Annotated in this window: 21 protein-coding genes; 10 read left to right on the top strand and 11 right to left on the bottom strand. The window is 67.6% G+C overall.

From position 1 onward, the window contains the following. The first annotated feature begins 5 nt into the window (after nucleotides 1–5). Genes ACLARN_RS19610 through ACLARN_RS19600 form a run of 3 tightly spaced genes read left to right on the top strand, consistent with a single transcriptional unit; the run spans nucleotide 6 to nucleotide 3,249 of the window. The gene (locus ACLARN_RS19610) at nucleotides 6–572 is read left to right on the top strand and encodes a DUF5987 family protein (RefSeq protein WP_409492871.1); all 567 of its coding nucleotides are present in this window, start codon (nucleotides 6–8) and stop codon (nucleotides 570–572) included. Next, nucleotides 569–2,221 carry a GMC family oxidoreductase N-terminal domain-containing protein gene (locus ACLARN_RS19605; protein WP_409492870.1) on the top strand — a complete coding sequence of 551 codons (1,653 nt, stop codon included), beginning with the start codon at nucleotides 569–571 and terminating at the stop codon, nucleotides 2,219–2,221. Before ACLARN_RS19610 ends, ACLARN_RS19605 begins: the two co-directional genes overlap by 4 nt. A 2-nt stretch (nucleotides 2,222–2,223) precedes the next feature. Next, complete coding sequence (locus ACLARN_RS19600; RefSeq protein ID WP_409492869.1) at nucleotides 2,224–3,249, top strand: carboxymuconolactone decarboxylase family protein; 1,026 nt, start codon at nucleotides 2,224–2,226, stop codon at nucleotides 3,247–3,249. Between the two features lie 233 nt (nucleotides 3,250–3,482). Here the strand turns inward: ACLARN_RS19600 and ACLARN_RS19595 are convergent, their stop codons facing one another. Continuing rightward, on the bottom strand, nucleotides 3,483–5,072 hold the full coding sequence (locus tag ACLARN_RS19595) for an MFS transporter (RefSeq protein WP_409492868.1): 1,590 nt from the start codon (nucleotides 5,070–5,072) through the stop codon (nucleotides 3,483–3,485). A 562-nt stretch (nucleotides 5,073–5,634) separates the two neighbouring features. Beyond that, nucleotides 5,635–6,483 (bottom strand): TauD/TfdA dioxygenase family protein, encoded by an 849-nt coding sequence (locus ACLARN_RS19590; RefSeq protein ID WP_409492867.1) that lies wholly within the window; start codon nucleotides 6,481–6,483, stop codon nucleotides 5,635–5,637. Nucleotides 6,484–6,937: 454 nt separating this feature from the next. On the opposite strand from ACLARN_RS19590, the gene ACLARN_RS19585 reads away from it, so the two are divergent. Further along, nucleotides 6,938–8,335: an FAD-dependent oxidoreductase gene (locus ACLARN_RS19585; RefSeq protein ID WP_409492866.1), complete on the top strand. Its 1,398-nt coding sequence runs from the start codon at nucleotides 6,938–6,940 to the stop codon at nucleotides 8,333–8,335. A 53-nt stretch (nucleotides 8,336–8,388) separates the two neighbouring features. Here ACLARN_RS19585 and ACLARN_RS19580 read toward each other — a convergent pair whose 3' ends face one another. After that, complete coding sequence (locus tag ACLARN_RS19580; RefSeq protein WP_409492865.1) at nucleotides 8,389–9,537, bottom strand: epoxide hydrolase family protein; 1,149 nt, start codon at nucleotides 9,535–9,537, stop codon at nucleotides 8,389–8,391. 167 nt (nucleotides 9,538–9,704) lie between these two features. Here ACLARN_RS19580 and ACLARN_RS19575 point away from each other — a divergent pair, with 167 nt between their 5' ends. The 3 genes from ACLARN_RS19575 (at nucleotide 9,705) to ACLARN_RS19565 (ending at nucleotide 12,737) form a co-directional block, all read left to right on the top strand. Next, a complete protein-coding gene (locus ACLARN_RS19575; RefSeq protein ID WP_409492864.1) occupies nucleotides 9,705–11,000 on the top strand; it encodes a cytochrome P450 family protein in 1,296 nt (431 codons plus the stop codon). A 96-nt stretch (nucleotides 11,001–11,096) separates the two neighbouring features. Further along, nucleotides 11,097–11,510 carry an SgcJ/EcaC family oxidoreductase gene (locus ACLARN_RS19570; RefSeq protein ID WP_409492863.1) on the top strand — a complete coding sequence of 138 codons (414 nt, stop codon included), beginning with the start codon at nucleotides 11,097–11,099 and terminating at the stop codon, nucleotides 11,508–11,510. Between the two features lie 63 nt (nucleotides 11,511–11,573). Continuing rightward, nucleotides 11,574–12,737, top strand: a complete 1,164-nt coding sequence (locus ACLARN_RS19565; protein WP_409492862.1) for an aminotransferase class I/II-fold pyridoxal phosphate-dependent enzyme — start codon at nucleotides 11,574–11,576, stop codon at nucleotides 12,735–12,737. A 491-nt stretch (nucleotides 12,738–13,228) separates the two neighbouring features. Here the strand turns inward: ACLARN_RS19565 and ACLARN_RS19560 are convergent, their stop codons facing one another. The 4 genes from ACLARN_RS19560 to ACLARN_RS19545 all read right to left on the bottom strand — a co-directional run bounded on the left by ACLARN_RS19560 (nucleotide 13,229) and on the right by ACLARN_RS19545 (nucleotide 17,868). Continuing rightward, nucleotides 13,229–14,518 carry a glycosyltransferase gene (locus tag ACLARN_RS19560; protein WP_409492981.1) on the bottom strand — a complete coding sequence of 430 codons (1,290 nt, stop codon included), beginning with the start codon at nucleotides 14,516–14,518 and terminating at the stop codon, nucleotides 13,229–13,231. Between the two features lie 313 nt (nucleotides 14,519–14,831). Next, complete coding sequence (locus ACLARN_RS19555) at nucleotides 14,832–15,653, bottom strand: TIGR03084 family metal-binding protein (protein ID WP_409492861.1); 822 nt, start codon at nucleotides 15,651–15,653, stop codon at nucleotides 14,832–14,834. A gap of 32 nt (nucleotides 15,654–15,685) precedes the next feature. After that, the gene (locus ACLARN_RS19550; protein WP_409492860.1) at nucleotides 15,686–16,993 is read right to left on the bottom strand and encodes a hypothetical protein; all 1,308 of its coding nucleotides are present in this window, start codon (nucleotides 16,991–16,993) and stop codon (nucleotides 15,686–15,688) included. Between the two features lie 11 nt (nucleotides 16,994–17,004). Continuing rightward, the gene (locus ACLARN_RS19545; RefSeq protein ID WP_409492859.1) at nucleotides 17,005–17,868 is read right to left on the bottom strand and encodes a phytanoyl-CoA dioxygenase family protein; all 864 of its coding nucleotides are present in this window, start codon (nucleotides 17,866–17,868) and stop codon (nucleotides 17,005–17,007) included. Nucleotides 17,869–18,175: 307 nt separating this feature from the next. Between ACLARN_RS19545 and ACLARN_RS19540 the strand changes: the two genes are divergently transcribed. Then, nucleotides 18,176–19,477 (top strand): glycosyltransferase 87 family protein, encoded by a 1,302-nt coding sequence (locus tag ACLARN_RS19540; protein ID WP_409492858.1) that lies wholly within the window; start codon nucleotides 18,176–18,178, stop codon nucleotides 19,475–19,477. A 223-nt stretch (nucleotides 19,478–19,700) separates the two neighbouring features. Here ACLARN_RS19540 and ACLARN_RS19535 read toward each other — a convergent pair whose 3' ends face one another. Both ACLARN_RS19535 and ACLARN_RS19530 read right to left on the bottom strand, forming a co-directional pair. Beyond that, complete coding sequence (locus tag ACLARN_RS19535) at nucleotides 19,701–20,933, bottom strand: RNA polymerase sigma factor (RefSeq protein ID WP_409492857.1); 1,233 nt, start codon at nucleotides 20,931–20,933, stop codon at nucleotides 19,701–19,703. Further along, on the bottom strand, nucleotides 20,930–21,238 hold the full coding sequence (locus ACLARN_RS19530) for a YciI family protein (RefSeq protein ID WP_143253076.1): 309 nt from the start codon (nucleotides 21,236–21,238) through the stop codon (nucleotides 20,930–20,932). Before ACLARN_RS19530 ends, ACLARN_RS19535 begins: the two co-directional genes overlap by 4 nt. 461 nt (nucleotides 21,239–21,699) lie before the next feature. Here ACLARN_RS19530 and ACLARN_RS19525 point away from each other — a divergent pair, with 461 nt between their 5' ends. Together ACLARN_RS19525 and ACLARN_RS19520 are read left to right on the top strand one after the other, a co-directional pair. Then, complete coding sequence (locus tag ACLARN_RS19525) at nucleotides 21,700–22,638, top strand: cyclase family protein (RefSeq protein WP_409492856.1); 939 nt, start codon at nucleotides 21,700–21,702, stop codon at nucleotides 22,636–22,638. 110 nt (nucleotides 22,639–22,748) lie between these two features. Then, nucleotides 22,749–23,909: an epoxide hydrolase family protein gene (locus tag ACLARN_RS19520; RefSeq protein WP_409492855.1), complete on the top strand. Its 1,161-nt coding sequence runs from the start codon at nucleotides 22,749–22,751 to the stop codon at nucleotides 23,907–23,909. A 63-nt stretch (nucleotides 23,910–23,972) separates the two neighbouring features. Here the strand turns inward: ACLARN_RS19520 and pdxS are convergent, their stop codons facing one another. Together pdxS and ACLARN_RS19510 are read right to left on the bottom strand one after the other, a co-directional pair. Next, nucleotides 23,973–24,887: a pyridoxal 5'-phosphate synthase lyase subunit PdxS gene (pdxS, locus tag ACLARN_RS19515; protein ID WP_409492854.1), complete on the bottom strand. Its 915-nt coding sequence runs from the start codon at nucleotides 24,885–24,887 to the stop codon at nucleotides 23,973–23,975. A gap of 191 nt (nucleotides 24,888–25,078) precedes the next feature. Further along, nucleotides 25,079–26,497 carry an FAD-binding oxidoreductase gene (locus tag ACLARN_RS19510; protein WP_409492853.1) on the bottom strand — a complete coding sequence of 473 codons (1,419 nt, stop codon included), beginning with the start codon at nucleotides 26,495–26,497 and terminating at the stop codon, nucleotides 25,079–25,081. Nucleotides 26,498–26,630: the final 133 nt, after the last annotated feature.

Raw genomic sequence — 26,630 nt, 5'->3', positions numbered from 1 at the left:
CAGTCATGCCATCGGACAGTGCGGAACGCCGCAGGCGAACGATGACGCTCGAAGCGTTCGCGGACACCATCATCCCCGGGGAGAAACGCACGCCGGACGACCGGGCGGTCGCGGGCGCGTCCACCGGACAGGGCGCCGTGGCGGCGGGTGCGATCGAACTGCTGGAGACGCCGGCGGCCGGTCTCGTCGACCTGCTGGACGGTTTGACCACCGTCCTCAATGGACACGCGACGGCCCGCGCCGCCGACCTCGAGACCACTTTGGACCCCGAGGTTCCCCCGTTCGTCGCGCTTTCCTTCGACGACCGGACCGAACTGGTCGGCGAACTGCTCGCGCCGGGACACCCCGAGAAGGAGGCCTGGGTCGGTTTGGCCCTGTTCAGCAACATGGCCTTCGACACGGCCGCGCACATGCACACCGCGGACGCGCTCGCCGCCGGGCATCCGGGACTGGCCGCCACCGGTTTCGCGCCTCCGGACGCCGACGGCCTCTGGCGTTTCCCCGCGTACTCCTACCGGCGGAAGTTCGCCGAACTCCACCCTGACACCACAGCCTCGGGGAGCCCCGCATGAACAGCACGGAATCCACCGACGTCCTCGTGATCGGCACGGGTTTCGGCGGCGCCATCGCCGCCTACCACCTGGCCGCCGGCGGCGCCAAGGTCGTCATGCTCGAACGCGGACCGTGGGTGCGCAGTGAGGAGTTCGAGCACGACTTCCTGCTCGGCTCCTCCTACACCCGGATCTTCGACTTCGTGGTCGGCGACGGCATGAGCCTGCTGGGCGGCAACTGTGTCGGCGGCGGCAGCGTCGTCTACTTCGCCGCCATGCCTCGCGCGCCGAAGTTCGTCTTCGACCGCCACGGCTCGATCGGGCGCCGCATGTGGCCCTCGTCGATCTCCCGCGACACCCTCGAGCCGTGGTACGACCGCGTCTCGGAGGCCTTGCCGGTGTCCATGTCGGACTGGAACCAGGTGACCTACGCCGGCGGGCTGTTCGCGGCCGCGTGCAACCACTCCGGCCGCACGGCCAACCCGGTGCCCGTCGCCATCGACGTCGACCGCTGCACCAACTGCAACTGGATGATGTCCGGCTGCCGATTCGACGCCAAACGCTCGCTGCTGCTCAACTACCTGCCGGCCGCGGTCGCGCACGGTGCCGAGATCCGGCCCCTGCACGAGGTGCAGCGGCTCTCGCGCACCGACCACGGCTACCGGGTGCACTATTCGACCGTCGACGCGGAGGATTACCGGATCCTCCACGACGAGGGCGTCATCGACGCCAAGATCGTGATCATGGCGGCGGGCGCCGGCGCGACACCGGTGATCCTGCAACGGTCCGAAGCCGCGCTCGGCGGGATGCCGGACGCGGTCGGCCGCTACTTCTCCGGCAACGGGGAACGGCTCAACACCGCGATCGTCGACGAGGACAAGGCCCGTGAGCTGTTCGGCCTCGACCGGGGCGACGGCCGGGCCTACGAAGCCAACCAGATCGGCAAGGGCCCGTGTGTGGCGAGCTGGGACAACCTGGACGCCAGTCTGCCCGAGTACTCGCGGTTCTCGTTGGAACAGCTGTACTTCCCGCCGGGTTTCGGCACGATCCTGGCGCAGGTCCCCGGCGCGGCCGGGCCGAGCTGGTTCGGGCGGGAGAAGAAGGAGATCGTCCGCAAGTGGCAGTCGTGGCTGACCACGTTCACCATGAGCGAGGACGACAACGAAGGTGTGTTCGGCCCGCCACCGCCGACCGGCAACGCCCACCGGATCTCGCAGCAGATGCTCGGCCGCGGCACGATCAGCTACGAGCCGACCGCGAACACCAGGCACGGCTGGGAGATCTCGGACGCGGCCGTCAAGGTGGTGATGGAACGCGACGGACTGGCCAAGGTCATGCCGTGGACCAACGACGTCGTCGGCGCGTACACCGTGCACCCGCTGGCGTCCTGCCGGATCGGCGACGACCCCGCCACGTCGGCGTTGGACGACCGGCACGAGTTGCGCGGGCATCCCGGCATCTTCGTCACCGACGGCTCCGCGGTGCCCGGCGCGCTGACGGTCAACCCCGCGCTGACCATCGCGGCACTCGCCGAACGCGCCATGCCCGGGATCGTCCAAGCCGCGAAGGACCGCGGCGTCTCCGTGAAGTACGGCGCGCCCTCGCCCCTCGGTGAGACCGCGGGCCGCCGGGGCACGCTGCCGCTGGTATCGGATCTGGCGGTGCGTTAGCGATGGCAAGCACGCCGCTGAAGACCGCCGGACGGCGGTCCATAGCCCACATCCAGCACATCGAGGCCGTCCGGCCCGGCGCCGCCACGGGCCGGGTGCGGACGATCTACGGCCAGTGCGAACGCGACTTCGGCCTGATCGCCCCGCCGGTCTCACTGCACTCCCCCGCCCCGGACCTGCTCGCGGCGACCTGGATCCTGCTGCGCGAGGTACTGGTCGCGGACGGTGTGGCCGGCCGGGCAGGCAAGGAGACCGTGGCCGCCGCCGTATCGGCAGGCAACGAATGTCCCTACTGCGTCAGCGTGCACCAAGCGACGCTGGCGGGCCTGGCGCCCGCCCGTGACGGGGAGCTGGCGTCGCTCGAGGACTGGGCGCGCGCGGTGGCGACGCGGGACGGCGCGGCCTCACGGCCCGCGCCGTTCCCGGCGGCCGCGCTCCCGGAGTACGCGGGGACAGCGGTCGCCTTCCAGTACATCAACCGGATGGCGACCCTGTACCTGCGGGACAGTCCGCTGCCGCCCGGGGTGCCGGGCATCGCCCGCGCCGGCGCGCTGAAGCTGCTCGGCAAGATGATGGGGGCCGCGGCGCGTGTCACCGTCGAGCCGGGTGCTTCGCTCACCCTGCTGCCCGAGGCCGAGTTGCCCGGCGACCTGGCGTGGGCGGCGGGCAACACCACGATCTCGGCCGCCTACGCCCGTGCGGCCCAGGCGTACGAAGCCGCCGGGGAGCGCTCGGTTCCCGGCGGGGTCCGGGCACTCGTGCTCGACGTGACCGGGCAGTGGGACGGCAAGCCGCCGAGTCTCAGCCGGGCGTGGGCGACGGAGTTCACGTCCGGTTTGGACAGTGGCGACCGGACAGCGGGGCTCCTCGCCTTGCTGACCGCGCTCTCCCCTCATCAGGTCGGTGACGAGCTCATCGGGACGTATCTGGCTGGCGGCAGGAACCGCCGCTCGCTGCTGGAACTCACGTCGTGGGCGAGCTTCACCGCCGCCCGCCGGACCGGATCGTGGCTGGTGCCCACGACGTGAGCCCGCAAGTGAAAGGCCCGGCAGGGTTTCCCTGCCGGGCCTTTCACTTGCGGGCCTTACTGCCTGTTGGCGGAGCTGCGACGTGCTACGTGAAAGGGACATCACGAGTGAACCCGCCCCGGCCGAAGGCCCCGCTATCACGGTGGCAGGGCGCCCCTGTCGCCACCGTAAGAAGTCTGACCAGGCCGCGCCGTGGGCGACGCGATCGCGGAAGCGGGTTCACCAACAGACACTTACTGCTGCCGCGACGACTGCTCCGCCGCGGTATCGGCAGGCTCGGTGTCGGCAGCCTCGGTACCGGTCGCCGGGACGTGCCGGAGCGCGACCATGCTGAGCACCGCGAGCGCGACGAAAAGCGCGCTACAGATGATCGCGACGGTGTTGAGGCCGGTGGTGAACGCGGCGCGGGCGGCCGCGAGCAACTCCGGGCCCTGCGGTGACGGCAGCTGCCCGGCCACCGGTACCGCGGCCGCGAGGTTGTCCGCGGCCGCCGTCGCGGACGGCGGCAACCCGCCCGGTACCTGGCCGGTGAACTCGCCGCGGTAGACGAGGGTGCAGATGCTGCCGAGCACGGCCACCCCCATCGCCACCCCGAGGTCGTTGCCCGCCTCGGACACGGCCGAGGCGGAACCCGCCTTCTCCTGCGGGGCGGCTCCCAGTACCAGCGCGGTCCCCAGCCCGGCGGGGAGCCCGACACCGAGGGCCATGATCGCGTACCCGATCCAGAGTTCCAGCAGATGTCCCGGCCCGTCGATCCGGGTGAGAACCACGAATCCCGCCGCCGCGATCAGCAGGCCGACGCAGAACAGGTACGCGGGCCGGACGCGGCGGGCGAGCACGGGGGCGACGAGGATGGTCCCGATCATGATCGCCGACGAGGGCGCCAGCCAGAGCCCCGCCGAAATCGGTGAAAGGCCCTCGACGTCCTGAAGGTGCTGGGCGATCAGGAAGTACGTGCCACCCTGCAATGCCGGGATCATCGAGCCGACCAGCAGCGCGGTGCTGAACGCGCGGTCGCGGAACAGACTCAGGTCCATCAGCGGATCCGTGAGTTTCCGCTGCCGGCTCACGAAGGCGACCGCGAAGACGGCGCCCAGCACGAGCGACACGACCGGGAGGACGGCGAAGCCCGCCTTGAGGAGTTCCTTGAGGCCGTAGACGAACGGAAGAACGGCGAGCAGGGACAACGCCACGCTGACCAGGTCCAGTTTCCCGGGGTCCGGGTCACGGGACTCCGGCAGCAGCACCGGCCCGACCGCGAGCAGTACCACCATCACCGGTACGCCGAGCAGGAACACCGAGCCCCACCAGAAGCTGTCCAGCAGCGCACCGCCGACCACCGGCCCCAGCGCCATGCCACCCATGAAACACGCCATCCACGCGGCGATCGCGACCCCCATCTGCCTGGGGTTCTTGAACATCGTGCTGATCAGGGCCAGCGTCGACGGCATCAAGGTCGCGCCGCTGATCCCCATCAGCGCCCTGGCCACGATCAGCATCCCGGCGCTGGTGGAGAACGCGGCGAGGATCGACGCGAGTCCGAACAGCACCGCGCCGATCAGCAGCAGCTTGCGACGCCCGATGCGGTCGCCGACGGTGCCCATGGTCACCAGGAAACCGGCCATCATGAAGCCGTAGATGTCGGCGATCCACAACTGCTGGGTACTGTCGGCCCCGAGGTCGACGCTCAGGTCCGGAACGGCCAGGTAGATCACGCTGAAGTCCAGCGACAACAGCAGGGTCGGCAGCGCGAGGACGACGAGACCGATCCACTCCCGCCGCCCGGCGCTCGGACCGGCGGTGTCCGCCGCGTTCACACCCATCAGAAGTTCCTTTCCAGACCTGCCGGGATTCCCGGTGAGGGACTAGCGTCGCGTGATCCTGCTTGCTTGACGTTTGGTTTCGTTGCTCGGACGGCGATCTCCGGAAATCGCCGTCTGATCACGGGTAAGACCTGCAGGATCACGCGACACTAGACGGTTGATTCCGTGAAAATCACGTGAAGCTCAGTGAGGCGCTGCGACTGTCCACAGAGGACGTTTTTCGAGTCACATCGTCCGATTGAATGCCGTATGTCCGTACCGTCAAGGTTGTGAAGGCCTCTGCTCAGAGGCGCTTGGCGCGAATCTCCCGGTTCGTTTGGTGTCCCCAATGTGGCATTGGAGACACTGAGCGTCTCCAATGCCACATTGGGGACACCAGGACCAAGTGCCGGACCACGCCCCCATGACGCGTTCGCCGTACCCCACAAGCAACAACTACGAGCTGCAAAATCTCGACTTTGCCGGACCCTGACCCTGTAGGCAAGGAGGCCTTCACGATCTTGGTTCGCGCCGAAGGGGCGTTCGCGGGGTTGCACTTCACGCGATCATGACCGGGACCGCGCTACATCACCGTGGTCCGGTACAGGAGCCGCTGGTGGCGCTTGCTGTCGCACGGGGTACGGGTGTGCATCGTGGCCTGGTTGTCCCAGATGACCAGGTCGCCCACCTCCCAGTGGTGGCGGTAGACGTACCGGTCCGCGGTCGCGTGGGCGTGCAGTTCGTCCAGCAGGGCGGTGCTCTCCGCCGGGTCCAGCCCGACGATCTCACTGATGATCATGCTGCCCAGCAGCAGCGATTCGCGCCCGGTGACCGGATGCGCCCGCACCAGCGGCTGCTCCATGTCGGGCGTCCGCTCGAGCTCTTCCGGCGTCAGCGGCTTCTTGTGCGGATTGGTTTTCAGTTCCTCGGCGACCAGGTGCGCCATGGAATGCACGGCGCGCAATCCCCTGATGCGGTTCTTGAGGTCGTCGGAGAGCTCATCGTAGGCCGCCGTCGTGTCGGCGAAGAGCGTATCGCCGCCCACCTCGGGCGCGATCACCGAATAGAGCATCGAAGCCTTGCTCATCACTTTCTTGAAGGAATAATCGGTATGCCATTCTTCCTGTTCGTCGCCGTCATAAAGGCCGATGGGGATTCCGTTCTCGAAGATATTGCTGATCGTCAGCACCTCGGGATATTCCGGAACCACGTACTTCGACACCGGGTAGACGTCGAGCGGCCCGAAGAGGCGGCTGACGCGAATGTGGTCGGCGTGCCCCAGCTTCTGACCGGGGACCACGAGGACCCGATACTTGATCAGGTCTTCGACCAGGCTGTCCACCGTGTCCTGATCGATCGGCGCGGCGAGGTCCAGCCCCGTGATCTGGGCACCGAAGGTTGACGAGATCGGTTTCGACTGATAATCGGCCATAAGCCTGAACCCTCCAGGATTCACCGGTGCCGGGACGTCACCCGGCAGGATTTGGCACGGAGTTCAGCTCGACGAAGTCCGGCCGATGCCACCATTCCGCCGACCTGGGCATACCGCCGATTGTCGTCGTGATCGAGAAGCCGGTGCACCTCAAATAGTGCCCACCGGCCGGTATTACCGCACCGGACGGCGAACCGCACCGGCACACGGCACTTCGTGATACGTGACCCCGGTCGGTCCGATGAGATGGTCAAGGAACTGCTCCGGCCTTTGCCCCCATTCCCGATCCTCGCCGAGAAGGACCCGGCGATTCGATCGTGCCGATCCGCGTGTCCGCTCGAAGGAATCAGACCGCCGGAAGCCTTTCGCCGCGGCGGAGCAGCCCGACCTGTGTTTGCCGTCGACGTCCAGTGCCTTCGGGCGTCGCAGAACGAGCGAGACGGAGAGACGAGCCATGACCAACAACCAGACCGGAAAGCGGGCCGTGGTGCTGGGCGGCAGCATGGCCGGGATCCTGGCGGCGCGGGTGCTGGCGGAATCGTACGCCGAGGTCCTGGTCGTCGACCGGGACGAGGTGCTCGGCGTGGACCGGCCCCGGCGGGGTGCGCCGCACACGATCCACGCGCACGCGTTGCACGCGCGCGGGCACCTGATCCTGGAGGAGTTGTTCCCCGGTCTCACCGACGGCCTTGCCGCGGCCGGCGTGCCCAGTTGCGACCTCGGCGAGATGCACTGGTACCTGAACGCGCGACGGCTGAAGCCGGCGCGAACCGGGCTGATCTCCGTGCTGGCGCCCCGGCCGATGCTCGAGGAGCACGTCCGGCGACAGGTCGCCGCGCTGCCAAACGTGACCTTCCGTGAGCGTCACGACATCCGGGAACTGGTCCCCAGCCGGGACTACACCCGCGTCACCGGGGTCAAGATCGAGGCGCGGGACGGCGGCACCGGCGAAGAGACACTGACGGCGGATCTGGTGGTCGACACCACCGGGCGGGGTTCCCGCACCCCCGCCTGGCTGGAGGAGTTCGGCTACCGCAGGCCGGACGAGGACAGGGTGAAGATCGGGCTCGCCTACACCACCCGGCAGTACGAACTCACCGACGGCATCCTCGGCGGCGTCCCGTCCATCAACCCGATCGCGTCGCCCGCCCACCCCAGGGGCGCGTTCTTCGGCAGGAGCGGTCCCGACCTGGTCAACCTCTCCCTGACCGGCATCCTCGGCGACCATCCGCCCACGGACGAGGCGGGATTCCTGGAGTTCGTCCGGTCCCTGCCCATTCCGGACGTCTACGACGCGATCGTCGGCGCCAAGCCGGTGAACGACCCGGTGACCTTCCGTTTCCCGGCCAGTGTGCGACGGCGTTACGAACTGCTGCCCGCGTTCCCGGACGGGCTGCTCGTGCTGGGAGACGCGGTCTGCAGCTTCAACCCCGTGTACGGGCAGGGCATGACCGTCGCCGCGATGGAGGCGGCCGCGCTCCGGCGGCAGCTGCGCCGGGGCGGCAGTCCACGGCCCGCCGAATTCTTCACCGAGATCGGCCAGATCATCGACATGCCATGGGAGGTGTCCGTCAACGGCGATCTGGATTTCCCCGGCGTCGAGGGCCACCGCTCGATCAAGGCCAAGGTGGGGAACGCCTACATGGCCCGGTTGCAGTACGCCGCGACGAAGGACCCCAAGGTCACCGAAGGCTTCATGCGGGTGGCCGGGCTCCTCGACCCGCCTCAGGCGCTCATGCGGCCGGGGATGCTCGCCCGGGTGTTGCGGCACGCCGTGCGGCGGCCGGCTCCCGGGAAGTCCTGGCTCGAGCGCGAACCGTCGTCCGGCGTGACTGCCCGGCATCTCGGCTGACCGGCGAGTGGCTGCCCGGCGACGTCGTCGCGGGGCAGCCACTCCCCCGTCCGTCAGTCCCGGAGGCCGCGGAAGAACTTCCGCAGGTCTTCCACGTACAGCTCAGGCTGCTCCAACGCGCTGAAATGGCCACCGCGCTCGAACTCGGACCAGTGGGTGATGGTCTTGATGTCCCGGTCGGCGAGCCGTCGGATCGGCAGGACCATGTCGTGCGGGAACACGGCCACCCCGACCGGCACGGTGATCGGCGGATCGGGCGGCCCGGCGGTCAGCTGACGGCGGTACTCGTAATAGAGCTGGGCCGAGGAACCGCCGGTCCCGGTCAGCCAGTAGATCATGGCGTTCGTGAGCAGGGTGTCGCGGCTGACCGCGTCCTCCGGGCTTTCCGCCGAGTCGGTCCATTCCCAGAACTTTTCGATGATCCAGGCGAGCTGTCCGACCGGGGAATCCGTCAAGCCGTAGGAAACCGTCTGCGGCCTGGTCGCCTGAAGCTTGAAATAACCCGAGAGTTCCGTTTCGAAAAGAACGTGCCGATCCAGCTTCACCTGATCGGCCGGACTCAACCCCGCCACTTCTTCCGGATCACCCGAGGGCAACGCGACCAGCATGCTCGTATGCACGCCGACGACGTGATCGGGATCGACACGGCCGAGTTCCAGCGAAATCAGTGAACCGAAATCCCCGCCCTGCGCACCGTACCGCCGGTAACCGAGCCTGTTCATCAATTCCGCCCAGGCGCGGCCCACCCTGCGGATATCCCAGCCGGGCGCCAGGTCCGGACCAGAGAACCCGTATCCCGGAATGGAGGGAATGACCAGATCGAAGGCATCGGCCGGATCTCCACCGTATGCCGCTGGGTCCGACAACGGGCCGATGACGTCGAGGAACTCGACGACCGAACTCGGCCAGCCGTGGGTGAGGATCAGCGGCAGGGCATGCGGCTCCGACGAGCGCACGTGCAGCAGATGTACGGTCGCTCCGTCGATTTCGGTGCGATACTGGGAAAACTTGTTGATCCGCGCTTCGGCGGCGCGCCAGTCGTAACCGGTGCGCCAGTAGTCGACGAGCTCCTTGAGGTAGCGGAGCGGAACTCCGCGGGACCAGTCCTCCGCGGTGGGCCTCGACGGCCACCGGGTGGCGGCGAGCCTGCGCCGCAGATCGTCGAGCTCCGCTCGGGGAATCTCGATACGGAAGGGATCCACGAAGGGTTCCTGCCTTTCGGTCGGCCGGGATCAATCGCGACCCGGACTTTTTCAGTTCCGGGAAAATGCGTCGCTGAACGACGTTACGCCTTCCGGCTTCCACCGCTCAAGCAGCTCGGGGAACCGAAGTCGATGAGGCACATCGTGAGGTGGCACAAGGATAGTGAATGCGTAATGTCGGTTTCGACCTCATCGCCGAACGTCCCCTTGGAGAGGTTTCCATGGAAAGCCGTTGTCCCGTAATTCTGGACACCACCGGAAAGGACGTGCACGCCGAGGGCGCGCACCTCCGCGAACAAGGTCCGATAGCACAGGTCGAGCTTCCGCAGGGAATTCGGGCCTGGACGGTCGTCGGTCACGATCTCGCCATGAAACTGCTGACCGACCCGCGCGTCTCCAAGAATCCCCGCCAGCATTGGGATGCCTACATCAACGGCGAGATCCGCTCGGACTGGCCGCTGGCGAGCTGGACGGCCATGGACAACATGACCACCACCTACGGCGCGGACCACACCCGGTTGCGGCGTCCGGTCGTCAAGGCGTTCACGCCGCGCCGGGTCCGGGCCATGCAGCCCTACATCGAGAAGACCGTGACGAAGCTGCTGGACGACCTGGCCGCGGTCCCGCCCGGCGAGGTCGTGGACCTGAAGCGGATGTTCTGCTACCGGCTGCCCGCGTCGATCATCTGCGACCTGTTCGGGATCCCCGAAGAATCCCGTGCCGCCATCCTGCGCGGCGGGGAAATGACCACGGACTCCTCCATCACGCCGGAGGAGGCGGAGGCGAACGTCCGTGACTGGACCGCGCAGTTCCAACAGCTCCTCGAAGCGAAGCGCCAGCACCCCGGCGACGACCTCACCACCGACCTGATCGCCTCCGCCGAGGAGGACGGTGAGGCGGGCATGACGGACAACGAGCTGATCGGCACGCTGTTCGTCGCGCTCGGCGCGGGTTCGGAAACGGTGATGAACCTGGTCACGCACGCCGTCCACAAGTTGCTCACCCACCCCGATCAGCGTGCGATGGTCGAGGACGGGCGGGCGTCCTGGGACGACGTGATCGAGGAGACGCTTCGCGCCGAATCACCCATCAACATGTTGCCGCTGCGGTTCGCCGTCGAGGACATCGAACTCGAAGGGGTGACGATTCCCAAGGGCGACCCGATTCTGATGGGGTACGCCGCCATCGGCCGCGACCCGGAACTGCACGGCGCGAACGCCGGCGAATGGGACATCACCCGGACCGACAAGGACCACCTCAGTTTCGGCTACGGCACGCATTTCTGCTTCGGCGCGCCGCTCGCCCGGCTCGAAGCACAGGTCGCGTTGCCCGCGTTGTTCGAGCGGTTCCCCGGCCTGTCGCTGGCCCTCGACGCGGAGGAGCTGCAACCGCAGGGCACGTTCATCATGAACGGCTGGAAGACGCTGCCCGTGCGATTGCTGGCCCCTGCCGAAGTCCGGTGAACGAGGGCGCTGTCCCGGCGGGGCAGTGCCCTCTCCCCGCCCGGCCCTCCGCGCCGGGTTTCGCGACAGTTCCGGATGCGAGAAAGCGAGACGACGATGACGACCACTGATCTTCCCGCGGACCAGGCCGCGGTTACGGACATCCCGCGGCGGCTGGTCACGGCGTGGGCGGCACACGACGCGGCCGCCTTCGCGAGGCTGTTCACCACCGACGGCACCATGATCCTGCCCGGCGTCTACTGCAAGGGCACCGAGGCGATCCGCGCCCACATGACCGCGGCGTTCGCGCACGAGCTCGAGGGCACCCGGGTCACCGGGCAGCCGGTCGACCTGCGTATCGACGGAGACCTCGCCGTGCTGATCACCCAGGGCGGCGTGCTCGCCTCCGGCGAGACCGAACCCTCACCGGAACGCGCCATCCGTGCCACCTGGGTGGCGGTGAAGACCGGCGGGGAGTGGCTGCTCACCGCCTACCAGAACAGTCCCCGGGACGTCCCCGGACCGGCTTGATCCCTGCCGTGGCGCGGAGAGCGGCTTCGGCAACAAATTCCTAGGCGATCCGGAGGTACTTCGATGCCAAGCCCTGCCAAGCGGTTGCTCGAGGTGGAGGACTACCTGTTCTCCTTCATCGACGACACACGAGCGCTGGCCGAATCTTCAGGGGTAGCGCCCGTACCGCTCGGGGTCGGGGACAGCGACCTGCCCACCCCGCCCCCGGTGGTGGCCGCCATCCAGCAGGCCGTCATGGACCCCAGGTCGCACCGCTATCCCCCGTACGCCGGCACCGGCGAGATGCGTACGGCGGCCGCGAACTTCCTGGACCGGAGATTCGGGGTGACCACGGATCCGGACACCGAGGTCCTGGTGACGCTGGGGAACAAGGAAGCGATGGCGCACCTAACGCTGGCCTACATCGAGCCGGGGGACGTGGTGCTGGTGCCCGACCCCGCGTACCCGGTCTACGAGACCTGGGCACGCTTCTGCGGCGGCGAAGTGTATCGGGTGCCCTTGCGGCCCGAGCACGGTTTCCTGCCGAACCTCGATGAGATCCCCCTCGACATCCTGGCCCGCGCGAAGCTGTTCTGGGTGTGTTACCCGAACAACCCGACGGCCGCACTCGCCACCAGTGAGTTCTTCGACGAGCTGGCACGCTTCGCCCGCACCCACGACCTCGTGGTGGCTTCCGACGCGGCCTACACGGAGATCTACTACGACACCGAACCGCCTCCTTCCTTTCTGGCGTCGCCGGGGGCGATGGAGTGCGGGATCGAGTTCCACTCGCTGTCCAAGACGTACAACATGCCGGGATGGCGAGTCGGGTTCGCCGCGGGCAACGCGGAGATCGTGGCAGCCCTGCGGGCGGTGAAGACCAACACCGACTCCGGCACGTTCGGCGCGGTGCAGCACGCGGCGGCCGCCGCCCTCGACGACACCTCCGACTACCCCCGGCAGCTGCGCGAGACCTACCGGACCCGCATGCACACCTTGTGCGACGGTCTGGAGGCCGCCGGACTCGATGTCCTCCGCCCCAAGGCGACCTTCTACTGCCTCGTGCGAAACCCGCCGGGCCTCGACAGCAGCGGCTTCGCGAAGCGCCTGCTGGAAGACGCCGGCGTACTCGGAATCCCCGCCACCGGCTTCGGCCCGGGCGGGGAAGGGTACGTCCGCTTGACGGTCTGCACCGGGATGGAGGCGATCGAAGAGGCGGTACGCCGCATCAGCTCGGTCACCTGGTGATCGGCCCGGTGGACGAAAAGGCGCTCGCTCCGGAGACGGAGTGAGCGCCTTTTCGGCGATGGCGCTCGCGACACGTGTTCACCTGGCCGTGAAGGCCTCCTTGCCTACTCCATCCATGCCCCCGCCGCCGCTCTCAACGGACGCGCTGCGCGCGGACTGGATTCGAGGTCAGGGTTCCGGCAAAGTCATATAGCTGCTGGCTGGCGTCGTTTTTGACATCGGGACCGGGCATTGCCGGGCGAACGTGGCGTGTCGCGAAAGCCACTTTCGGGACGTCTGGTGTCCCGAAAGTGGCTTTCGCGACACGCGCATCGTGGCAATATGCACGATTTTCGGGCGAGGCCGTAAGTCCCTGAGGCCCCACCTGATCGGCCGGTATACGACTTTGCTGGAACCCTGACCCTGAAGGTAGTGAAAGAGTCCTTCGCTACCCGCCACTGTGATCCCTGGTGACACTGGGGCGGCCGTGACGCCGGCGCCCTGGCCCGCGGTCAGCTCTCCCGCTCGACGGCGGGCTCGACGGCGGGCTGGCGACGGGAGCGGAACACCCAGCCGCGCAGCAACAGGAAACGCAGTACGGTGGCCGTGAGGTTCGCGAGCACCAGTGCGATGATCTCGAGCGGCAATCCCGTTGCGGACAACGAATGTACGAAGGCGAGCGCGCCGCTGGTGAGCCCGAGCCCGATGCCGAACACGATCAGACCTTGGAACTGGTGCAGTCCGGAGCCTTTCCAGCCGCGGATGCCGAAGGTCAGGCGCCGGTTGAGCGCGGTGTTGCCGATCGCCGTCACCAGCAGCGCCACGAGGTTCGCCGCCTGCGCGCCGGTGAATGTCCGCAGCAGCAGGAAAAGCAGGAGGTACGCGATGGTGCTGGCGACACCGACAGCGGCGAACCGAACCAGCTGCCGCACCAGGCTCGGTGCTACTCCTGGTGCCTGTACCTGGATCGGCGCGCGGCCGAGTTGCTCGCGCAGACCGCTGATGGGGACCCGGCCGGTCAACGTCGCCTTCGTCAGCCGCACGATGCCTTTGAGGTCGGCGGTCGCGGTAGCGATGATGTCCACCGACGAATCCGGGTCGTCGATCCAGTCGACCGGGACTTCGTGGATCCGTAGCCGAGCCTTTTGCGCCAGCACGAGCAGTTCGGTGTCGAAGAACCAGCCGGTGTCCTGGACGTGGGGGAGCAGCCGCTCGGCGACGTCGGCGCGGATCGCCTTGAAACCGCATTGCGCGTCGCTGAACCGCGCCGCCAGTGTGCCGCGCAGGATCAGGTTGTAGCAGCGGGAAATGAGTTCCCGTTTCGGTCCGCGCACCACTCGCGCGCCACGGGCGAGCCTGCTGCCGATGGCGAGGTCGGAATGCCCGGACAGCAGCGGCGCGACGAGAGGGCCGAGTGCGGCCAGATCGGTCGAGAGGTCGACGTCCATGTAGGCGAGCACCGGAGCGTCCGAAGTGGACCAGACAGCGCGAAGGGCGCGGCCTTTCCCTTTTTCGTCGAGGTGACAGACCTCGACGTCGTCGAACTCGCGGCTCAGCCGTTCGGCAATGCCCAGCGTGCCGTCGGTACTGCCGTTGTCGGCGATCGTGATCCGAAAGGGGTACGGGAACTGCTCCACGAGGTGGTCGCGCAGCCGCCGGATGCACGGTTCGAGGTCGGTTTCCTCGTTGTAGACCGGGATGGCGACGTCGAGGATCAGGCTCCCGGTGGAAGCGATGGCGGGCCGGTGGCCGGGTTCGGCGCGGAAGGCGACAGCGGCTGTCGTGTCACCGGCCTCGACCATCGGGCCGAGGCCGGCTTGCGTCTCGCCTGTGTCGTTCTCTTGTTCCGGCATCGGCTTCCCCGGCTCGGGTCACGGACGGCGACACCGTCCACAATGGTCTTTTCGCCGCTGCCGGGGAAGCAGCGGATCCGTCTGTTCCGGACGTGTTCCTGGAGCCGGGATCCACCGCGGTCACCGGAAGCCCGCCACGCGATCCCGCCCGCGGCCTCGGTACCGGGAGGCACCGAGGCCGCGAGCGGGAGCGCGGCGAACGAGGAGCGTTCAGCCGAGAATGCCGCGGCTGACTCGGCTTCGTCGCTGGAGACGATGATCGTCATGCCTTCCGATTCGGGTTACGACCTCGCCCGTGCTGCCCCGGTTCGCGCCCTTCCCCCGCCGGGCCGCGGTAGGCCTGCGCGATGTCCAGCCAATGCTCGGCCACATCACCGCTCGCGGTGACCGCGAGGTCGTCACGATGCCTGCGCCGGGTCACCAGGAGACAGAAGTCCCTCGCCTGACCGGTGATTCGCTGCGGCGCGTCCTCCGGCCCATACACCCAGGTCGTCCCGGACGGGCTGGTCAGCTCGAACCTGAACTCGGTCTCCGGCACCGGCAGACCGCGGGAGAGGTAGCCGAAGGTCCAGGTCCGCGCGGCGAACGCGGTCAGGTGACCGAGCAGCAGGTCATCGTGGTCACGGTCGACCCCGAGCGCGTCGGCGATGTCCTGCCCGTGTGCGAACAACTCCATGATCCCGGCACTCGCCAGCACCTGGGCGGGCAACGGGTTCACCAGCCACGGGACGAGCGTGCCGGCCGGTACCGCCTCGAGTGCTTTCGCCGCGCTTTCGCGTTCGAGCCGCCAGCGTTCGAGCAGCACGTCCGCGGGTTCCGCCAGGTACTCGGCGAGCGCGTTCGCCACGTTCTTCGTGAAGTCGTCGTCGAGCTCGGACATGACCGCCACGAACCGGTCGGGGGCCGACCCCGCCAGGCCCGCCATCCGGAAGGTCGCCGTCAGATGGGCGATCTGGTGCGCGACCGTCCAGCCTGGAGCGGGAGTGGGTGACCGCCACTGCTCCGCGTCGAGTCCGGCGACCATCCCGTCCACCGCGTCGCCTTCGGCTCGCAACGCGTCGAACACGTCAGGGGATCCGTTCACATGCCTTTCCTCTCAAGAGATTGTCTTGGCGGCTAGGACGCGTTCCCCGAAGCGGCGGCCGGGCTGACCGCCTCCCTGATGCCGGCGACGATGCGTTCCGCCTCCTCCGCGGTGGGGGCGGCCGCGATCACCGCGATGATCGGGTCGGGCCAGCCGACACCCCGCACGGTGGTCGGGTACGCACGCACTCCGGAGGCCCACAACCGCTCGAAGACGGGCTTGATGTGCTCGCGGTAGGTCGTCCCCTCCGGGACCGGCACCATGAAGTGCGCGGACAGGGTGAGGTCCCGTTCGGCACCCCACTGCCGGAGCAGGCCGCCGGCGTGGGTGGACCCGCTTCGCCTCGCGTTGATCTCCGTCACGTACAGCTTTTCGTCGGCCCCCGCGACGCAGTCCACGCACATCCAGCCCCGGTAGCCCAGGTCGCGGGCCGCCGTGCCCAGTTCGTGAGCGACCTGGTCGACACGTTCGGCCCACACGGCGGGCAACGCGTCCTGGCCGACGTTGACACTGCGGAACAGGTGTCCGTCCTCGACCGTCAGCGAGCAAAGCACGACGTCCTCGACGCCGTCTTCGCCGACCAGCACGTCGACGGCGGGGCAGCCGACGTCCGCGGCGTGCTCGATGAACTCCTGGACGACGAGCGGGAAGGTGAAGAACGAGTCCTTGGCAACGGTGTCCAGCGAGCCGCCGCCCTTGACGACGAGGGTTCCGTTCCCCGCGACACCGTGGAGGCTCCGGACGATGGCCCGGCCGTAGCGCGCCGTCATGACGCCCACGGCCCCCTCCAGCTCCGTCCAGTTGTCGACGATCAACCCGTCCGACACCAGGACTCCCGGCAGCTGCCGCGCGAGGTCCAGACAGCTCACCTTGGAGTCGAGGTACAGGCTGCTCCAGTAGTGCTCTTCGGTCACCCCGTCGAGTTCGACCGTCAGACCCCAGCCCCGCAGCATCGCGGCCAGCAGGTAGATGTCGGGGGTAGGGCCGGTCATCGTCAAGTTGACCTGGACGCATCCGGACAGGTGCTTGCGCAGTACGGCCTGCGCGGCGCCGTCCTGGAGCAGATCCCGCACGAGCAGCCCCGACCGCGCGTCCGGGGAAACCACCGGCGGCGGTTGCAGGCCGAGCGCGGCGTGGACGTCGTCGAACCACTCGGCGTCATAGCCCGCGGGGAGAAGCAGGACCCGCGGATTCGTGCTCCAGAACACCGAATGCTCGCATTCGTAGGTGCCCCCGAACCGGATCACCTCTTCGCGTTGTTCCCCCGTGAGGTGCAGCGCGGGATTTCGCAGAAAGTACTCGGCCTGATTCGGGATAATTAATTCGATCACTCCCGGCATTGCCAACACCCCTATTTCGAGTCGGAGACGGAGAACAGCGGCTGAAGCGGTGTCGTGTCCGGTTCGGCCAGGAAGGACGGCCTCGGGTCCGACACGTCACGGGGGACATTGCGGACACCGTTGAACACGTACATCAACATGGCTCGCCGGAACGGCGAGATGTTGGGAGCCGACGCGTGCAGGATGTTCGGGTCGAAGAACAACATCGAGCCGGCCGGTCCCTTCGGGCTGACGAGCCCGTTGGCACGGGCCATCTCCTCGACGACCGAGGTGCCAACCTGGAACTTCTCGTCGGCGGTCAACGTGGCCACCCAGGCAGGCGCGTCCTCGTATCCGAGCGGCATGCCGTCGGCCCCGATCCTGGTGAGCAGACCGCTCCGGTGCGAGGACTTGACGAAGGTGAGCGGCCCGTTGAACTCGGTCACCTCGTCGAGGAAGATCGCGACGTTGACCAGATCGGGCTTGCGCAACCCGTCGCTCTGCAACCAGTAGATGTAGTCCTGATGCCATTCCCACTGATCACCGGCGAAAGGCGCCTTCAGGTTGATCTTCGACTGGTGGACGTACACATCGTCGTCCAGGATCTGCCGTGCGGCGCCGAGCAGCGCGGGCATCCTCGGCAGCTCGGCCATGATCGAATCGGTCTGGTGCACCCCGTAGACGGAGCGCACCGTGGTCTCGTCGCGCTCCAGGATCCGCCGGGGGCTGTCCTCCGCCAGCAGGTTCGGTACCGCGGCGGTGATCGTGTCGAAAACGTTCTGTGTCAGGTATTCCGGCGGGAGCAGCAGAAAGCCGTCGCGGCGATATCGCTCGATCATCGCGGCGTCCAGCGGCTCGGGCGGAGCACCTGTGAACCCGGTGTCGACGTGAGTCATTGATACGCCTTTCGATCCGATGTCGTACGTTGACACTCCCCATTGAAAGCGGCAGAACACATTTTTCGACCACCCGCGAATAACGCCGATTTCCGACCAGGCCGCCGCTCTTTTTAGTGTGCACCACCGCGCCGACGGTGCCACCTTTTGATGTGCCCTGTTCCGGAAACGACATTTGTTGACGCGAGAACAGCGACCTTGTTAACCTTTCCGACAGCCTGGGGCCGATCCCGTAAAAGACCTCAGAGCGTCGCCACGGCGAGTGCGTCGTCACTCGCGCGACGCCTTTCATGGATAGGGGTTGGTCATGCCGGAGCCCGAGGTCGCCGGTCACGATTTCGAGAAGGGGCGCGAGAAGTCGCGGAATCGCCTTCTCACCCTGGGTGCCATAGTAGCCGTGTCCGCGGCGATGACCGTGATGCTGGCGACGGTGATCAAACCGCTGAGACCATGGTGGATGAACGACTTCGCGGTCTACCACGCCGCCGGGGAGGCGGTGCTGAACGGTCTCTCGATGTACGACATCAAGGCGCATGCCGGAATCGTCGCGGACTCACAGTTCGCCTATCCGACGTTCGCGGGACTGCTCATCGTGCCTTTCTCCCTGTTCGACCGCGCGGTCGCCGAAGTGCTCTGGAATTTCGCGACCGCGTTGCTGCTCGGCGCCATCCTGTGGTTGTCCTTCGGCATGGTCGACTTGGTGAACCGGAAACTGCGCACGACGCTGGTAGTGGCGACGATGGTGCCGTCCTACTTTCTGCTCGACCCGGTACTGGTGAATTTCGATCTCGGGCAGATCAACATGGTGCTGGTGGCGCTGGTCCTCGCCGACTTCTCGCGGTCGATGCCCGACCGGTGGCGCGGTTTCGCGATAGGCGTCGCGGCCGGGATCAAGCTCACGCCGTTGATCTTCATGGTGTACCTGGTCTGTATCGGCCGCTGGCGGGATGCGCTGCGGGCCGTGCTGGGGATGATTTTCACGATTGCCGTCGCGTTCGCGGTGTTGCCCGGGGATTCCCGGCGATACTGGTTCGGCGAAATATTCGCCAGTTCCGAGCGTTTGGTGTCCGACTTCCCGGCATTGGTGAATCATTCGCTGTCCGGATTGTTCTCCCGGCTGTCCGCGACTTCGGCCGTGCTGGGCTGGGTACCGTTGGTCACGGTGCCTGTCGGTCTGCTGGGTCTGGCGGCCGCGGTCTGGGCGGCGCGGCGGGGGCAGGCCATGCTGGGCATGCTGGTGGTGGCCTTCACGGCCTTGGTGGTCTCGCCGGTGACCTGGCCGCATCACGCCATCTGGCTGGTGCCGGCCTTGGTGTGGCTGACTTTCGCGACCTGGCGCACCGGGAAACTTTTACCGAGGGTGATCGCGGTCGCCGTGGTGGCGCATTCGGCTCTCGCGTTGTACGACCCCGTGCAGCGAATGCAGGGAGACGTGGCCGTGCAGACCACCCCGTCCGGAAACCTGGTCGCGTCCCTCGGGGGTCTGCTGGGGCTGATCGTACTGGGGTTGGTGACCCTGCCGGTGTGGCTGCGGCGGCTGAAGCAGCCGGAGTCCTCATTCGACGGTCAGGGATTCCTGCCCTCGAGCAGGCCGATCGGGTTGCCTTAGTGGTCACCATCGGAAGTCCTCCGGGGGTCTCGACGGCCCAGCTTCCCGCTGGACGCGCGGCCGCAAGGCCCGAGTACAACACCGGTACGAGGACCTCGCGGCCGCACGCCCAGCGGAAACCTGGATCCGCCGAATACCCCCGAAGGACATCCGATGGCAACCACTAAGCAGCATTCCGTGGTGATGGGCGGACCGGCCGCCCATCACCACGGGACAGCCATGTTCAGACCGTGACCTCGCTGAGTCGCTTGGCGAGGTAGCGCCGTTCGGTGTCCGTCGGCGCCAGCACGAGAGCCTGGTGATAGGCGGCCGCGGCCTCGCCGCGCCGGTCCATCCGCCGGAGCAGATCGGCGCGGGTGGCGGGCAGGAGGTGGTAGCCGTCCAGCTCCCCCGCCTCCGTCAGCGCGTCCACCAGCGCGAGCCCTTCGGCCGGGCCGTCGGCCATGGCCACCGCCACGGCGCGGTTCAGCTCGACCACCGCCGAACGGTTCATGGTCACCAGCTGACCGTAGAGCTGCGCGATCTGCGCCCAGTCGATGGCCGCCGTCTCCGCGGCGGTGGCGTGGCAGGCGGCGATCGCCGCCTGGATCTGGTACGGCCCGGGACTTCCCCTGCGCAGGGCGGTCTCGAGGAGTTCGACGCCGCGGGCTATCTTCCCGGTGTCCCACCGGGTCCGGTCCTGCTGTTCCAACGGCACCAGCTCACCGGAGTCGTCCACGCGGCCTTCCCGCCGCGCATCGTGCAGCAGCATGAGCGCGAGCAGGCCGAGAGCCTCCGGTTCGTCGGGCATCAGCTGGCTGAGCGTCGTGGCCAGGTCGATCGCGTCGGCGCAGAGTTGCTGCCGGATCAGTTCCGCACCCGCCGACGCGGCGTAGCCTTCACTGAAGAGCAGGTACAGCACGGCGAGGACCGCGCCGGTGCGTTCCGGCAACAGATGCGCGGGCGGGACCCGGTAGGGAATCCCCGCGTTGCGGATCTTCTGCTTGGCGCGGACGAGCCGTTTGGTCATCGTCGCTTCACTCACCATGAACGCACTCGCGATCTCGGCGGTGGTCAGGCCGGTGATGACGCGAAGAGTGAGCGCGACCCTGGCCTCCGGCGGCAACGCCGGATGGCAGCAGGTGAAGATCAGCCGCAACTGGTCGTCCTGGATACCACTGTCGTCGAGATCCATCGGTTCGTCGAACAAGGAACGAATCGCCGCCTCTCGCACCACCGTGGCTTCATTGGCCTTGCGCCGCAACCGATCGAACGCACCGTTCCGCGCGACCGTGGTGAGCCAGGCCCCGGGCCGGCGCGGGACGCCCTCGCGCGGCCAGCGCTCGAGCGCTCGCGCGAAGGCGTCCTGCACACACTCCTCGGCCAGATCCCAGTCACCGGTCAGCCGGATCAAGGTCGCCACGATGCGACCCCGCTCCGCCCGGAAGACAGCGGCGATCTCAGCTTCGAAACTCACTCGTGAAGCGGCCGTACCTCGACCGACCCGAAGTGGGCGACAGGGTGCGCGGCCGCGATCTCGGTCGCTTCGTCCAGGTCCGCGCACTCGATCAGGTCGTAGCCGGCGATGTGCTCGGCGGTCTCGGCGAACGGCCCGCTGGACAAGAGGACGTCACCACCGCGTGTCCGGACGGTCGTCGCGTCGCTGATCGGCCGCATCTCCGACCCGTGCAGACGACGGCTGCCCACCTTCTCCAGCCACTGCTCGATGTTCGGCGTGTCCGGGGGCACGTCGACCTCGTCACCGACACAGATAAGGAGCATGTACTTCACAGTCTCTCCGTTCTTCGGGAACATCTCACCACTACGACGAACGGAACCCGCCCGGGAGGACATCCCCGGCCGATTATTTCGCCGGATCCGCCGGATGTCACCTCGACGGGGGCCGGACACCTCGCCCAGGTCACCCACCGTGATCATGAGCCACCCTCCCGGCCGATTCGTCTCGGTCAGCGATCCGGGGATCGCGCGAGCCACCTCTAGCACGCCCCGCGCTTTCGAGCGGCCGGCGTCTGAAGCAGCCGATACGGACAGTACTCACCAAAACGACCCCCGCCTCCTTACAAAATGCCCATTTCCCCATCACGGCGCTATTCCCCGGACAATTGCTTGAGCGGCAACGGCACATGACTTAGCCTTGCGTTGCAGCGACTGGCACGTTCCGACGCCGGCTTTCCCTTAACCCCGGAAACCGACCAGTACCTGAATCCCCGCCGGAGGCGGTAATGACGCGACAGCACACACGACTCGAAGACTTCCGGGTCGTCGGTGAGCGGCTCCGAAACTGGGGGCGCTGGGGCCCCGAAGACGAACGGGGCACCATCAACTTCATCACCCCGGAGCGGCTGGTGGCCGCCGGACGCCTCATCCGCCGGGGAGCGATCTTCGACCTCGGCATCCCGTTCGACAAGAGCGGCCCGCAGGACGGCGCCTTCCGGAGCAACCCCCTGCACATGATGTCGGAGACCGGCGCCGGACAGGACTTCCCCGGTGGCTTCAAGTTCGCGGACGACTACGTCCTCATGCCACTGCAATGCGCCTCACAGTGGGACGCCCTGGCCCACGTTCACTACGACGGCCTGCTGTACAACGGCTTTCCCGCCGACAGCATCACCACGAAGGGAGCCGAACACTGCTCCATCGAGAAGCAGGCCAAAGGGATCGCCGGACGCGGCGTACTTCTCGACATCGCCGCGCTCAAAGGCGTCGACTGGCTGGAAGCGGGAACAGTCATCGAGCCGGAAGACCTCGACGAGGCGTGCGAGAGGCAGGGCGGCGTCGAAGTCGGCACGGGCGACATCCTCCTGATCCGTACCGGCTGGCGCCGGAAGTTCCTCAGCGAGGGCGATCCGGCGGCGTTCATGGCGGGCGAACCCGGTCTCGGGCAAGCGTGCTGCGCTTGGCTGCACGAACGTGAGGTGGCGGCCGTCGGTTCGGACAACTGGGCGATAGAGGTGCTGCCGGGAGAGTCACCGGACGTGTTCCTCGGCGTGCACCTGATCCTGATCCGCGACATGGGTATGTCTCTCGGGGAAATCCTCGATTTCGAGGAGCTCGCCGAAGACTGTCACCGCGACGGGGTCTGGGATTTCTTCTTCGCGGCTCCGCCCCTCAAGATCACGCACGCCATAGGGTCGCCGATCAACCCGATCGTCATAAAATAGGACGGCGAATCCCGGCATTTCTTGATATGCGTCCCCAGCCACCTCGATGAGAAGATGAATGGACCGCGACCTCCTTTTCTTTTCAGGGCATTCAGCGACATGGAGCCGATATGAAGCCTTTCCGCGTCGAAATCCCACAGGCGGACCTGGACGACCTGAACCGCCGGATCAGCACCACCCGCTGGCCGGAGAACCTGCCAGGTGAAGGCTGGACCCGGGGTGTGCCGACGGCCTACCTCAAGGAGCTGGCCGAATACTGGCGCACCTCGTACGACTGGCGCGCCGCGGAAGCGCGGCTGAACCGATTCCCGCAGTACATCACCGAGATCGACGGAGCGAACGTGCACTTCCTGCACGTGCGCTCGCCCGAGCCCGACGCGACACCGCTGCTCGTCACCCACGGCTGGCCCGGCTCCGTCGCCGAGTTCCTCGACGTCATCGAGCCACTGACCGATCCGCGGGCCAACGGCGGCGACCCCGCCGACGCCTTCCACCTGGTCATCCCGTCCATTCCCGGCTACGGGTTCTCCGGCTCGACACCGGGCGCGGGCTGGGGCCTCCCCCGGATCGCGGCCGCGTGGGTCGAGCTGATGCGACGGCTCGGGTACGAGCGGTACGTCACGCAAGGCGGCGACTTCGGCGTCCCGATCTCACTCATGACCGGCATGATGGACGCTGAGCACGTCGCCGGAGTCCACGTCAACATGCTCCCCACCACCCCCAGCGGGGAGCCGGGGGAACTCGACGGCCTGAACGAACGCGACCAGGCCCGCCTGGCACAGTCTCAACGTTTCTACGACGACCTGTCGGGAACGATGAAGCTCCACTCGACGCGGCCGAACACCGTCTCCTACGCCCTGACCGACTCGCCGGTCGGGCAGCTCGCCTACATCGCCGAGAAGTTCAAGGACTGGACCGATTCGGCGGAAGCGCCCGAGGACGCGGTCGACAAGGACCTGTTGCTGACCATCGTCACGATCTACTGGCTGACGGCGACCGCGGGCTCGTCGGCCCAGACGTACTACGAAAGCGTCGAGCAGCTTCCGATCAACGCGCAGGTCGGCCGTTTCCCGCCGCTGCCCGTCCCGCTCGGAGTGGCGGTGTTCCCCCACGCCGCCTTCGTGGCCATCCGCCGCTTCGCCGAACGCGACTTCCCGTCGATCATCCACTGGACCGAGTACGACCGCGGTGGGCACTACCCCGCGATGGAAGAGCCGGACCTCTTCATCGACGACCTACGGATGTTCGCCCGAGCACTGAAGAAGGCTTGACAGCACACCAGAGAGGCCCCGCGGACAGATATCCACGGGGCCTCTCGAGCAACGGAGCCGGCTTTACCAGCCGCGCTCGGAAAGGCGGTGAGGCTCGGGGACGTCGTCGACGTTGATGCCGACCATCGCCTCGCCGAGGCCGCGCGAAACCTTCGCGATGACGTCCGGGTCGTCGTAGAACGTGGTGGCCTTGACGATCGCCTCGGCGCGCTGCGCCGGGTTGCCGGACTTGAAGATGCCGGAGCCGACGAACACGCCTTCGGCGCCGAGCTGCATCATCATCGCGGCGTCGGCCGGGGTCGCGAGGCCGCCCGCGGTGAACAGCACGACGGGGAGCTTGCCCTTCTCCGCGACCTCCTTGACGAGGTCGTACGGCGCCTGGAGTTCCTTCGCCGCAACGTAAAGCTCGTCCTCGGGCAGCGAGGAGAGGCGACGCAGCTCCGCGCGGATCTTGCGCATGTGCGTGGTCGCGTTCGAGACGTCGCCGGTGCCGGCCTCGCCCTTGGAGCGGATCATCGCCGCGCCCTCGTTGATCCGGCGCAGCGCCTCACCGAGATTGGTCGCACCACAGACGAAGGGCACGGTGAAGGCCCACTTGTCGATGTGGTTCTCGTAGTCGGCTGGGGTCAGCACCTCGGACTCGTCGATGTAGTCGACGCCGAGCGACTGAAGCAGCTGAGCCTCGACGAAGTGGCCGATGCGGGCCTTCGCCATGACCGGGATCGAGACGGCCTCGATGATGCCGTCGATCAGATCCGGGTCGCTCATCCTGGCGACGCCGCCCTGCGCGCGGATATCCGCGGGGACCCGCTCGAGCGCCATCACCGCGACGGCACCGGCGTCTTCGGCGATCTTCGCCTGCTCGGCGGTGACCACGTCCATGATCACACCGCCCTTGAGCATCTCCGCCATCCCGCGCTTGACCCGGGCGGTGCCGGTGAGCGAGGTGGTGGCCGTGTTCGTGGAGTCGTCAGACACTGCTGGACCTTTCGGAAAGCGCACGAGGTGGGGTGACGCTTCCGAGGGTAGGCCGCTTTTGGACCTCTCAAGCAGGCCAGTTCGCGGCAATTTCAGCAGTCCACTAAGTGATCTAGCCCGCAACTCGTCCTCTAGTTGCGGTAGTTGCACGCGCAACTACCGCAACCAGAGGACGAGTTGCGAAGAGGGAGCTAGCGCGCCAGGCCTTGTTCGAAGGCGAACAGGCCGTCCGGGTCGTACTTCCGCGCCACCCGGCGCAGCCGCGGCAGGCTGTCGCCGTAGTACGCCTTCGCCCAGTCCGGCATCTCCGGGTCGATGTAGTTGACGTACCCGGCCTGCCCGAATTCCCGGCCGAGCTCGTCCCTGACGCGGCCGATCGACTGTCGCGCGACCGCCTCGCCGCCGTCCAGCCCACGGGTGATCTGGATGCTGCCCAGCGCGGACCGGTGCGGGAAGCACGACTCGCTCGACGGCACCCTCGCGATCGCCCCGCCGTACGCGTCGACGATCGAGTACAGCCTGGGATCGCTGGTCAGCAGCGACGCCAGCGCGCCGGGATCGCGCACCGGATGGGTCAGCATCCTCGACGTCGAGACGTACTCGCCCCGTGCCGCCACCGCGGCGGGGAAATTCACCTCTTCGGCGAAAGCGCGCATCGTGGCGAGGTGCCCCTGTTCGGTCACCACGCGCTTGGTCGGCTGAGTGCCGACGCGGCGGACGAGGTCGTCGAGCAGCGGGTTCACCTGCGCGGCGGGCCCCACGAAACAGCCGCCGCAGTTCGCGGCCTGCGACCCGAGCCCCATCCCGGACCACAGTTCGTCCGGCATCGCGGGCTGCCATTCCTGCCACGCCGCGACGAGGTCGGCGAGCACCGCGGGCGGAAAGGTCAGCTCGAAGTTCGCCAGCGTGCGCGCGGCCGCCGTCGTGAAGGTGAACGAGGTGACGATGCCGAAGTTGCCGCCGCCACCGCCGCGCAGCGCCCACAGCAGGTCCGGCGCGGTCTCCGCCGACACCAAGTGTGGCTTCCCATCCGCGCCGACGAAGCGCACGGACTCGATTCTGTCGCAGGTCAGCCCGTATTTGCGGCCCAGGACGCCGATGCCACCGCCGAGCGCCAGCCCGGCGATCCCGACCGCCGGGCAGCTGCCGGCGGGCAACGCGCGGCCCGCCGCCGCCAAGGCCTCGTACACCTGGCCCAGCATCGCTCCCGCTCCGATCGCCGCCCGGCCACCAGGCAGGATCTCGACCGTGTTCAGCCGGGAAAGATCGACGACGAGACCTTTGTCCACAATGGAGTACCCGGCGTAGCTGTGCCCGCCGGAGCGGGCCGCGATCGGGATCCGGTGCCTCGCCGCGAACTCGACACAACGCCGGACGTCGTCCTCGTTCGCACATACTGCGACCCCGTCGGGCATCCGATGGTCGTAAAGGCTGAAGAACCCGAGCCGCGCTTCGTCGTAGCCGGGATCACCGGGCCGGAACAGTTCACCCGCCAGGTGGGCACGCAGTCGCTCCCACGGGCCACCACCCTCGGGAAGCGCCACCGGTACCGCGGCCAGCGCCGGAACCGCGCCTGCCAGTCGCAGAATCGTCCGCCTGTCGAGCTCCATCGCTCATCCCCCACCGTCGGAATCGCCTCCGGGTGTCCGCCATCGAGCATAACGGCGGGTCGACATTCGGGGGGTCCCTTGCCGGTCACCTTGCCGCGACGGCCGTCGCGGGTGTGTGATCGAGGACACACCT

It is taken from the genome of Amycolatopsis sp. cmx-11-12, assembly GCF_046269425.1.
GTDB lineage: Bacteria > Actinomycetota > Actinomycetes > Mycobacteriales > Pseudonocardiaceae > Amycolatopsis.
Note: the sequence above shows the minus strand (reverse complement) of the source record. Positions and strands in the feature narration are given on the sequence as shown.

Coding starts and splice junctions, on each gene's coding strand:
- ACLARN_RS19610 (WP_409492871.1), top strand. CDS start 6: ATGCCATCGGACAGTGCGGAACGCCGCAGGCGAACGATGACGCTCGAA.
- ACLARN_RS19605 (WP_409492870.1), top strand. CDS start 569: ATGAACAGCACGGAATCCACCGACGTCCTCGTGATCGGCACGGGTTTC.
- ACLARN_RS19600 (WP_409492869.1), top strand. CDS start 2,224: ATGGCAAGCACGCCGCTGAAGACCGCCGGACGGCGGTCCATAGCCCAC.
- ACLARN_RS19595 (WP_409492868.1), bottom strand. CDS start 5,072: ATGGGTGTGAACGCGGCGGACACCGCCGGTCCGAGCGCCGGGCGGCGG.
- ACLARN_RS19590 (WP_409492867.1), bottom strand. CDS start 6,483: ATGGCCGATTATCAGTCGAAACCGATCTCGTCAACCTTCGGTGCCCAG.
- ACLARN_RS19585 (WP_409492866.1), top strand. CDS start 6,938: ATGACCAACAACCAGACCGGAAAGCGGGCCGTGGTGCTGGGCGGCAGC.
- ACLARN_RS19575 (WP_409492864.1), top strand. CDS start 9,705: ATGCGTAATGTCGGTTTCGACCTCATCGCCGAACGTCCCCTTGGAGAG.
- ACLARN_RS19570 (WP_409492863.1), top strand. CDS start 11,097: ATGACGACCACTGATCTTCCCGCGGACCAGGCCGCGGTTACGGACATC.
- ACLARN_RS19565 (WP_409492862.1), top strand. CDS start 11,574: ATGCCAAGCCCTGCCAAGCGGTTGCTCGAGGTGGAGGACTACCTGTTC.
- ACLARN_RS19560 (WP_409492981.1), bottom strand. CDS start 14,518: ATGGTCGAGGCCGGTGACACGACAGCCGCTGTCGCCTTCCGCGCCGAA.
- ACLARN_RS19550 (WP_409492860.1), bottom strand. CDS start 16,993: ATGCCGGGAGTGATCGAATTAATTATCCCGAATCAGGCCGAGTACTTT.
- ACLARN_RS19545 (WP_409492859.1), bottom strand. CDS start 17,868: ATGACTCACGTCGACACCGGGTTCACAGGTGCTCCGCCCGAGCCGCTG.
- ACLARN_RS19540 (WP_409492858.1), top strand. CDS start 18,176: ATGCCGGAGCCCGAGGTCGCCGGTCACGATTTCGAGAAGGGGCGCGAG.
- ACLARN_RS19530 (WP_143253076.1), bottom strand. CDS start 21,238: ATGCTCCTTATCTGTGTCGGTGACGAGGTCGACGTGCCCCCGGACACG.
- ACLARN_RS19525 (WP_409492856.1), top strand. CDS start 21,700: ATGACGCGACAGCACACACGACTCGAAGACTTCCGGGTCGTCGGTGAG.
- ACLARN_RS19520 (WP_409492855.1), top strand. CDS start 22,749: ATGAAGCCTTTCCGCGTCGAAATCCCACAGGCGGACCTGGACGACCTG.
- ACLARN_RS19510 (WP_409492853.1), bottom strand. CDS start 26,497: ATGGAGCTCGACAGGCGGACGATTCTGCGACTGGCAGGCGCGGTTCCG.